The sequence below is a fragment of the Pseudoxanthomonas sp. genome, from assembly GCF_051953815.1.
Taxonomy (GTDB): domain Bacteria; phylum Pseudomonadota; class Gammaproteobacteria; order Xanthomonadales; family Xanthomonadaceae; genus Pseudoxanthomonas_A.
The window spans coordinates 59,899-68,433 of the sequence record NZ_JBQCIJ010000061.1; the positions used below are offsets into that span (position 1 = coordinate 59,899).

Annotated in this window: 6 protein-coding genes and 1 pseudogene; 5 read left to right on the plus strand and 2 right to left on the minus strand. The window is 67.3% G+C overall.

Going from position 1 to position 8,535, the window contains the following annotated elements; genetic code table 11:
* The first annotated feature begins 87 nt into the window (after positions 1–87).
* The 3 genes and pseudogenes from ACTHN1_RS18530 to ACTHN1_RS18540 all read left to right on the plus strand — a co-directional run bounded on the left by ACTHN1_RS18530 (position 88) and on the right by ACTHN1_RS18540 (position 3,487).
* Positions 88–735 carry a TIGR00645 family protein gene (locus ACTHN1_RS18530; protein ID WP_440472390.1) on the plus strand — a complete coding sequence of 216 codons (648 nt, stop codon included), beginning with the start codon at positions 88–90 and terminating at the stop codon, positions 733–735.
* 46 nt (positions 736–781) lie between these two features.
* A pseudogene (gene uvrD / locus ACTHN1_RS18535) lies at positions 782–2,957 on the plus strand (DNA helicase II).
* A gap of 83 nt (positions 2,958–3,040) precedes the next feature.
* Positions 3,041–3,487, plus strand: a complete 447-nt coding sequence (locus tag ACTHN1_RS18540) for a universal stress protein (RefSeq protein WP_440472391.1) — start codon at positions 3,041–3,043, stop codon at positions 3,485–3,487.
* Positions 3,488–3,731: 244 nt separating this feature from the next.
* On the opposite strand, the gene ACTHN1_RS18545 is transcribed toward ACTHN1_RS18540, so the two are convergent.
* On the minus strand, positions 3,732–4,028 hold the full coding sequence (locus tag ACTHN1_RS18545; RefSeq protein WP_440472392.1) for a DUF2782 domain-containing protein: 297 nt from the start codon (positions 4,026–4,028) through the stop codon (positions 3,732–3,734).
* Positions 4,029–4,133: 105 nt separating this feature from the next.
* On the opposite strand from ACTHN1_RS18545, the gene polA reads away from it, so the two are divergent.
* Both polA and ACTHN1_RS18555 read left to right on the plus strand, forming a co-directional pair.
* Positions 4,134–6,893: a DNA polymerase I gene (polA, locus tag ACTHN1_RS18550; RefSeq protein ID WP_440472393.1), complete on the plus strand. Its 2,760-nt coding sequence runs from the start codon at positions 4,134–4,136 to the stop codon at positions 6,891–6,893.
* 399 nt (positions 6,894–7,292) lie between these two features.
* On the plus strand, positions 7,293–7,769 hold the full coding sequence (locus ACTHN1_RS18555; RefSeq protein ID WP_440472399.1) for a DUF421 domain-containing protein: 477 nt from the start codon (positions 7,293–7,295) through the stop codon (positions 7,767–7,769).
* 55 nt (positions 7,770–7,824) lie between these two features.
* Here the strand turns inward: ACTHN1_RS18555 and hemF are convergent.
* A partial coding sequence (hemF, locus tag ACTHN1_RS18560; protein ID WP_440472394.1) for an oxygen-dependent coproporphyrinogen oxidase occupies positions 7,825–8,535 on the minus strand: 711 nt, incomplete at its 5' end.

An 8,535-nucleotide genomic window follows, 5' to 3' on the forward strand; every position in this document is an offset into this window, starting at 1 on the left:
CGCCGAGTGTAACGCCGCCTGCGGGTTGGCAGCAGGGGATCGGCCCGGTAACCTGCGCCCTTCCCCCGAGCATCGCATCCGACCCCCATGTCGCAACCGACTCCCGCGCGCCTTGGTTTCCTGCCCAACCTGATTTTCGCTTCCCGCTGGCTCCAGCTGCCGCTGTACCTGGGCCTGATCGTCGCCCAGGCGGTGTACGTGTTCCTGTTCCTGAAGGAACTGTGGCACCTGATCCATGACGCCAACACGCTGACCGAGCAGGGCATCATGCTGATCGTGCTGGGCCTGATCGACGTGGTGATGATCTCCAACCTGCTGGTCATGGTGATCGTCGGCGGCTACGAGACCTTCGTGTCACGGCTGCGGTTGCAGGACCATCCGGATCAGCCGGAATGGCTGAGCCACGTCAACGCCAGCGTGCTGAAGGTGAAACTGGCGATGGCGATCATCGGCATCTCCTCCATCCACCTGCTCAAGACCTTCATCGGCGCCGGCGAGCTGGGCCTGCCGCTGTGCGGCTCGCCGGACCACCTGGCCGCGCTCAACACGGTCGCCACCGCGTTGCAGGCCGGTTACAAGATGGCGGCGGTGAAGTGCACCACCGTGACCTCCGTGGGCGTGATGTGGCAGACCATCATCCACGGCGCGTTCATCCTGTCGGCCATCGGCATCGCCTACACCGACAAGGTCATGAGCGGCAGCGCGGTCAAGCGCGAGCATGCCGCGGCCCATTGAGGCGGCGTCATCGGGTTTCCACCGCGGCGTCCTGTAAAATGCCGCGGTGGATGTCTCTCACCTACTCGATGATCTGAACCCGGCGCAGCGCGAGGCCGTTTCCGCGCCGCCGGGCCATTACCTGGTCCTGGCCGGCGCCGGCTCCGGCAAGACCCGCGTGCTCACCCACCGCATCGCCTGGCTCAACGAAGTTGAAGGCGTGCCGACCCACGGCATCCTGGCGGTGACCTTCACCAACAAGGCCGCCGGCGAGATGCGCGCGCGCGCCGATCTGCAGCTGCGCAACGGCAGCCGCGGCATGTGGATCGGCACCTTCCATGGCCTGGCCCACCGCCTGCTGCGCCTGCACTGGCAGGAGGCGAAACTGCCGGAAACCTTCCAGGTGCTGGACAGCGACGACCAGATCCGCCTGGTCAAGCGGGTGGTGCAGCAGCTGGAGCTGGACGAGGCGCGTTTCCCGCCGCGCCAGATCGCCTGGTGGATCAACGCCCAGAAGGACGAGGGCCGGCGCGCCGAACACCTGCAGCCGGGCGAGGACATCTGGGCCGATACCCTGCGCCGGGCCTATCTGCTGTACCAGGAACGCTGCGACCGCGCCGGCCTGGTCGATTTCGCCGAACTGTTGCTGCGCGCGCATGAGCTGCTGCGCGACAACCCCGCGTTGCTGGCGCATTACCGCCACCGCTTCCGTGAACTGCTGATCGACGAATTCCAGGACACCAACGCCATCCAGTACGCGTTCGTGCGGGTGCTGGCCGGCGATACCGGCCATGTGTTCGTGGTCGGCGACGACGACCAGGCCATCTATGGCTGGCGCGGCGCCAAGGTCGAGAACGTGCAGCGCTTCCTCAAGGATTTCCCGAGCGCGCGCACGATCCGGCTGGAGCAGAACTACCGTTCCACCGCCAACATCCTCAACGCCGCCAACGCGGTGATCGCCCACAATCCCGGCCGCATCGGCAAGCAGCTGTGGACCGACAGCGGCGATGGCGAGCCGATCGATCTGTACGCCGCCTACAACGAAATCGACGAGGCGCGCTTCGTGGTCGAACGCATCCGACAGTGGGTGCGCGATGGCGGCAGTCTCAACGATGCGGCGATTCTCTACCGCAGCAACGCCCAGTCGCGGGCCTTCGAAGAGACCCTGCTGTCCGAACAGGTGCCCTACCGGGTCTACGGCGGCATGCGTTTCTTCGAGCGTGCGGAAATCAAGGACACCCTGGCCTACCTGCGCCTGATGGCCAACCGCGACGACGACGCGGCCTTCGAGCGCGCGGTCAACACGCCCGCGCGCGGCATCGGCGATCGCACCATGGACGAGGTGCGCAGGCTGGCCCGCGCCGACGCGCTGTCGCTGTGGCAGGCCGCGCGCCGGCTTGCCGGCGGCACGGAGCTGGCGGCGCGCGCGCAACGCCCTGGCCGGCTTTCTGGGCCTGGTCGACGCGCTGGCCGCGGAAACCGCCGAACTGCCGCTGCAGGACCGCATCGATCATGCGTTGATGCGTTCGGGCCTGCGCGAGCACTACGCCAACGAAAGCCGCGGCCAGCTGGATTCGCGCACCGACAATCTGGACGAACTGGTCTCGGTGGCCTCGCGTTTCGTCCGCGTCGACGACGAGGAAACCGAAGGCATGTCCGATCTGGTCGCCTTCCTCGCCTATGCGGCGCTGGAGGCGGGCGAGGGCCAGGCCCAGGCCGGCGAGGATGGCGTGCAGCTGATGACCCTGCATTCGGCCAAGGGACTGGAGTTCCCGCTGGTGTTCCTGGCGGGGCTGGAAGAAGGCCTGTTCCCCAGCAACAAGTCGCTGGACGAGAGCGGCCGGCTGGAAGAGGAACGCCGGCTGGCCTACGTCGGCATCACCCGCGCCCGGCAGAAGCTGGTGCTCAGCTTCGCCGAGGCGCGTCGCCTGCATGGACAGGACATGTACGGCATTCCCTCGCGCTTCCTGCGCGAGATCCCGGCGCCGCTGCTGAACGAGGTGCGGCCGCGCGTGCAGGTGTCGCGTCCGGCCGCCAGCTATGGTCCACGCCGCGATCTCGGCCACGCGGCGGTGGAGTCGCCCGCGCTGAAACTGGGCCAGAACGTCGTGCACGCGAAATTCGGGCGCGGTGTGGTAACTGATTACGAAGGCAGCGGCGCGCATGCGCGGGTGCAGGTCAGTTTCGACGAGGAAGGCAGCAAGTGGCTGGTGCTGGCCTACGCCAATCTGCAGGCGGTCTGACGCCGGCGGATTGATCCCGATCAAGGCGGGGCACGGCATTCCGGCGCGTAATGGTTCCACCCCATGACGACGGAGGTATCCCCATGTATCAGCGCATCCTGATTGCGACCGACGGGTCGGAGCTGGCGATGAAGGGCGTGGAGCAGGGATTGGTGCTGGCCAGCCAGCTCAAGGCCCAGGTGGCGGTGGTCACCGTCAGCGAACCCATCGTCACCGGCTTCGACGACGCCCTGGGCTGGGGCGCGGCCAACCGCTTCTCCACCGACTACCAGAAGGCCCAGGACGAAACGGCGCAGCGGATCTTCGAGGACGTCGGCCAGCGCGCGCAGGCGCATGGGCTGGCGATCACGCCGGTGCACATCCGCGACCGCTACGCGGCCGAAGGCATCATCGAGGCCGCCGCCGAACAGAAGGCGGATCTGATCGTGATGGCCTCGCACGGCCGGCGCGGGCTCGGGCGGCTGCTCATCGGCAGCCAGACCCACGAAGTGCTGACCCACAGCCACGTGCCGGTGCTGGTGGTGCGCTGATCCGCACGACGCGCGGCCAGTGGCCGCGGGCTTTCCGATGCCTGGCGACAGGGATGGGCCTTCTCTCCCCGGTCCCCGCAAGGCGGAAGGCTCGCGGCCACTGGCCGCGCAAACGTTGATCGCTTCCCAGCTTGCGGGAGAAGGTGTCCGAAGCGCGGATGGGGGCACTTGCGGACGCCATGCCTCCCTTCGCGGAAGGGGCCGTCACGAACCCGTGATTACGGCCTGCGACGGGATCCGCGACTCACCAGCCGTAGATCTTCCAGTACACCGGCGACACCGGGCCCTCGCCCTTGCTCTTGTCGAGCCGTCCGTCGCCGTTTTCGTCGATCAGGTAGTAGACCGGGCCGCGTGCGGGGGTCACCTTGACCATGCGCAGCTGGCCTGCCACGCGGTATTCCTCGATCACGTCGCCATTGGGTTCGGTGCGGACCGCGACCTGGGCGTCGGCCAGATCCACGGCCGGATCGTCCTGGGCACCGCCCATCGATGCGCAACCCGCCAGCAGCAACACGGCGAGTGCGACGGGTGCCAACGTCATGCGGGACATCGCGGACTCCTGGGGAATGACCGAGGTTTTGATTATGCGCCAATCGCCGCCAAGGTGTCGTGACGCCATGTCCGCGCCGGGGCGTAGAATCGCCGCATGAAACGACTAGTCCTGATCGACGGATCCAGCTACCTGTTCCGGGCATTCCACGCCCTGCCGCCCTTGACCAACGCCGCCGGCGAGCCGACCGGCGCCTTGTTCGGCGTGGTCAACATGCTGCGCGCCACGCTCAAGGAAAGGCCGGACTACGTGGCGTTCGTGCTGGATGCCAGCGGGCCGACCTTCCGCGACGCGCTGTACCCGGAGTACAAGGCGAACCGCCCGCCGATGCCCGAGGAGCTGCGCGCGCAGGTCGAACCGATGCGCCGGATCGTGCAGGCGCTGGGTTTTCCGCTGCTTTGCGTGGACGGCGTGGAAGCCGATGACGTGATCGGCACGCTGGCATTGCAGGGCGCCGCGCAGGGGATGGACGTGACCATCTCCACCAGCGACAAGGACTTCGCCCAGCTGGTGCGGCCCGGCGTGGCGCTGGTCAACACGATGAGCGGCAGCCGGATGGACTCGGCCGAGGCGGTGATGGAGAAGTTCGGCGTGCGGCCGGAGCAGATCGTCGATTTCCTCGCCCTGATGGGCGATGCGATCGACAACGTGCCGGGCGTGGAGAAATGCGGTCCCAAGACCGCCGCCAAGTGGCTGGGCGAGTACGGCACGCTGGATGCGGTCATGGCCGCCGCCGACGGCATCAAGGGCAAGATCGGCGAGAACCTGCGCGCCGCGCTGCCGCGGCTGCCGCTGAACCGCGAACTGGTCACCATCAAGACCGACGTCGTGCTGGAAGGCGGCGCGGACACGCTCGCGCTGCGCGAGCGTCATGTCGATGAACTGCGCGAGCTGTACGCGCGCTACGGCTTCAACCAGGCGCTGAAGGAGCTGGAAGGGGGAGCCGCCGGCGCGATTGCGGAAAAGGAGCCCGGGCGCGCGCGCGGAACCGGATTCGTATCCGGCCCGGCGCCGGCCGACGCGCCGGTGGACGCGGCGCTGTCCGCGCCCGGCCAGTACGAGGCCGTGTTGACCGAGGCGCAGCTGGATGCCTGGATCGCGCGCCTGGCGGCGGCGACCGAATTCGCCTTCGACACCGAGACCGACAGCCTCGACGCGATGCAGGCCAACCTGGTCGGCCTCAGTGTCGCGGTCGAGCCCGGCCAAGCCGCCTACGTGCCACTGGGACATACCTATCCCGGCGTACCCGCGCAGCTGGATCGCGATGCGACCCTGGCGAAGCTGGCGCCGCTGTTCGCCGACCCCGACCGGCGCAAACTCGGCCAGCACGGCAAATACGATCTGCACGTGCTGCGTCGTCACGGCGTGGCGGTGAACGGCTACGCCGACGACACCATGCTGGAGAGCTTCGTGCTCAATTCCGGCAGCAATCGCCATGACATGGACAGCCTGGCCAAGCGGTTCCTCGGCTACGACACCATCAAATACGAACAGGTCGCGGGCAAGGGCGCCAAGCAGATTCCGTTCTCGCAGGTCGCGCTGGACGACGCCACCCGCTACGCCGCCGAGGATGCCGACGTGACCCTGCGGCTGCACCGGGTGATGGCGCCGAAACTGGCCGCCGAATCCGGCCTGCTGGGCGTCTACCGCGACATCGAGATGCCGCTGGTGCCGGTGCTGGCCCGGATCGAGGCCAATGGCGTGCGCATCGATGGCGACGAACTGCGCCGGCAGAGCGCGGATCTGTCCAAGCGCATGCTGGCCGCGCAGCAGAAGGCCACCGAGCTGGCCGGGCGCAGTTTCAACCTGGATTCGCCCAAGCAACTGCAGGCGCTGCTGTTCGACGAGCTCAAGCTGCCGGCGGTGCTGAAAACCCCGACCGGCCAGCCCAGCACCAACGAAGAGGCGCTGGAAGCGATCGCCGATCAGCATGAACTGCCGCGCGTGATCCTCGAATACCGCGGACTGGCCAAGCTGCGCAGCACCTACACCGACAAGCTGCCGGAGATGGTCAATCCGGACACCGGCCGCGTGCACACCAGCTACCACCAGGCCGGCGCCGCGACCGGCCGCCTCTCCTCGACCGATCCGAACCTGCAGAACATTCCCATCCGCACCGAGGACGGCCGCCGCATCCGCAAGGCCTTCGTGGCGCCACAGGGCCGCAAGCTGATCGCCTGCGACTACTCGCAGATCGAATTGCGGATCATGGCGCACCTGTCCGAGGACCCGGGCCTGGTGCGGGCGTTCGAATCCGGCGCCGACATCCACAAGGCGACCGCGGCGGAAGTGTTCGGCCGCAAGCTGGAGGACGTGACCGGCAACGAGCGCCGCGCCGCCAAGGCGATCAACTTCGGCCTGATGTACGGCATGAGCGCGTTCGGACTCGCGCGCCAGCTGGGCATCGGCCGTGGCGAGGCGCAGGACTACATCGCGCTGTACTTCAGCCGCTATCCGGGCGTGCGCGATTTCATGGAGCGCACCCGCCAGCAGGCGCGCGAACACGGCTACGTGGAAACCGTGTTCGGCCGCCGCCTGTACCTGGAGTACATCAACAAGGGCACCCAGGGACAGCGTGCAGGCGCCGAGCGCGCGGCGATCAACGCGCCGATGCAGGGCACCGCCGCGGACATCATCAAGCGCGCGATGATCGGGGTGGACGCGTGGCTGGCCGACCACCGCGAGCGCGCGCTGATGATCCTGCAGGTGCACGACGAACTGGTGTTCGAAGCCGACGCCGATTTCGTGCCCACGCTGGTGGCCGAGGCCGGCGCGCGGATGTCGGCGGCGGCGCAACTCATCGTTCCGCTGGTGGTCGACAGCGGCGTCGGCGACGACTGGGATCAGGCGCACTGACGTCGATTTAGACGTCTAACCGGGGAAACCCGTTGGTAACCAGAAACTTGCGGGAAAGATGTCGAAACCGGGTGCGATTTAATTTCTGAACTGATGAGTTCAATAAAATGAATGCGACCTTAATTCCACGGATTCTTAACGGTAATCTTCACGAACCATCCATGTGGGAAATGGTCAGATAACTCGCGACAGATGCAACGTCTGTCGCGGATCTCTCCCATCCCCTGGAGCGATCTCCCGGAACGGCGACCCCTCCCCAGGTCCCGTTCCCCTGGCCCCGATGACCTCCCCCTGGTCTTCGGGGCTTTTTATTTGCCCGCGTATCGATGGCCGGCTCAATGCCGCGCCGGCGCGCTAACGTGTCGCCATCCCGAACGGAGCGCGGACATGGATTCCTTCCTGCACCAGATCTTCAATCTCTCGATGCCGTGGTGGGGGTTCGTCGCCCGCGCGGTGATCGTCTACTTCGCCTTGCTGGTGATGATCCGCGTTTCCGGCAAGCGCACGATGGGGCAGTTCACTTCGTTCGACATGCTGCTGGTGGTGTTGCTGGGCAACGCGGTGCAGAACGCGCTGCTCGGCGAGGATGCGTCGGTCGGTGGCGGCCTGCTGCTGGCGGCGACCCTGATGGCGATCAACTGGCTGGTCGGCCTGGCGTCGGCGCGCAACCGCCGGTTCGAGGCGCTGGTCGAAGGTTCGCCGGTCCTGCTGGCGCGCGAGGGCAAGGTCTACAAGGACGTCCTGCGGCGCGAGCTGATCAGCCGCGAGGACTTCGACAAGGCGATGCGCGAGGCCGGCATCGACGCCATCGACGAAATCCACCTGGCGGTGCTGGAAACCAATGGTCACATCACCCTGGTGGCGCGACACGGGTGAGGCTGGCGCCGCCTTCGAGCGAGCGGCGTTGGGGAGAACCCCGCCTGGCCGGGTCTCAGGCCAGTTCGTTCAACCAGTCGCGCGGGCGCAGGTAATCCTGCAGCCGCTGTTCGGCGCTGCCGCTTTCCGGCTGGTAGCCGTACTCCCAGCGCACGCGGGGCGGCAGGCTCATCAGGATCGACTCGGCGCGGCCCCCGCTCTGCAGGCCGAACAGGGTGCCGCGGTCGTAGACCAGGTTGAACTCCACGTAGCGGCCACGGCGGTACAGCTGGAATTCGCGTTCGCGCTCGCCATACGGGGTGTCGCGGCGGCGTTCGACGATCGGCAGCCAGGCGTCCAGGAAGCCGTCGCCGACCGCGCGCAGGTAGCCGAAGTCGGCGTCGAAATCGCCGTGCAGGTCGTCGAAGAACAGGCCGCCGATGCCACGCGTCTCGTCGCGATGCTTCAGGAAGAAATACTCGTCGCACCACGCCTTGAAGCGCGCATGGCAGGCGGGGTCGTAGGCATCGCAAGCGGCTTTGAGCGCGGCATGAAAGTCGCGCGCATCGGCCTCGTCCGGAGCCATCGGCGTCAGATCGCTGCCGCCGCCGAACCAGGATTTGGTCGTGCGGATGTGCCGCGTGTTCATATGCGCCGCGGGGACCAGCGGCGAGCGCAGATGCGCGACCAGCGAGATGCCGCTCGCCCAGAAGCGCGGATCCTCCGCCGCGCCGGGGATCTGGGCGCGGAATTCGGGCGAGAACTCGCCCCAGACGGTGGAGATGTT

Excerpts from the sequence above, each read along its gene's own strand:
- ACTHN1_RS18530 (WP_440472390.1), top strand. The coding sequence starts at position 88 with ATGTCGCAACCGACTCCCGCGCGCCTTGGTTTCCTGCCCAACCTGATT.
- ACTHN1_RS18540 (WP_440472391.1), top strand. The coding sequence starts at position 3,041 with ATGTATCAGCGCATCCTGATTGCGACCGACGGGTCGGAGCTGGCGATG.
- ACTHN1_RS18545 (WP_440472392.1), bottom strand. The coding sequence starts at position 4,028 with ATGACGTTGGCACCCGTCGCACTCGCCGTGTTGCTGCTGGCGGGTTGC.
- polA (WP_440472393.1), top strand. The coding sequence starts at position 4,134 with ATGAAACGACTAGTCCTGATCGACGGATCCAGCTACCTGTTCCGGGCA.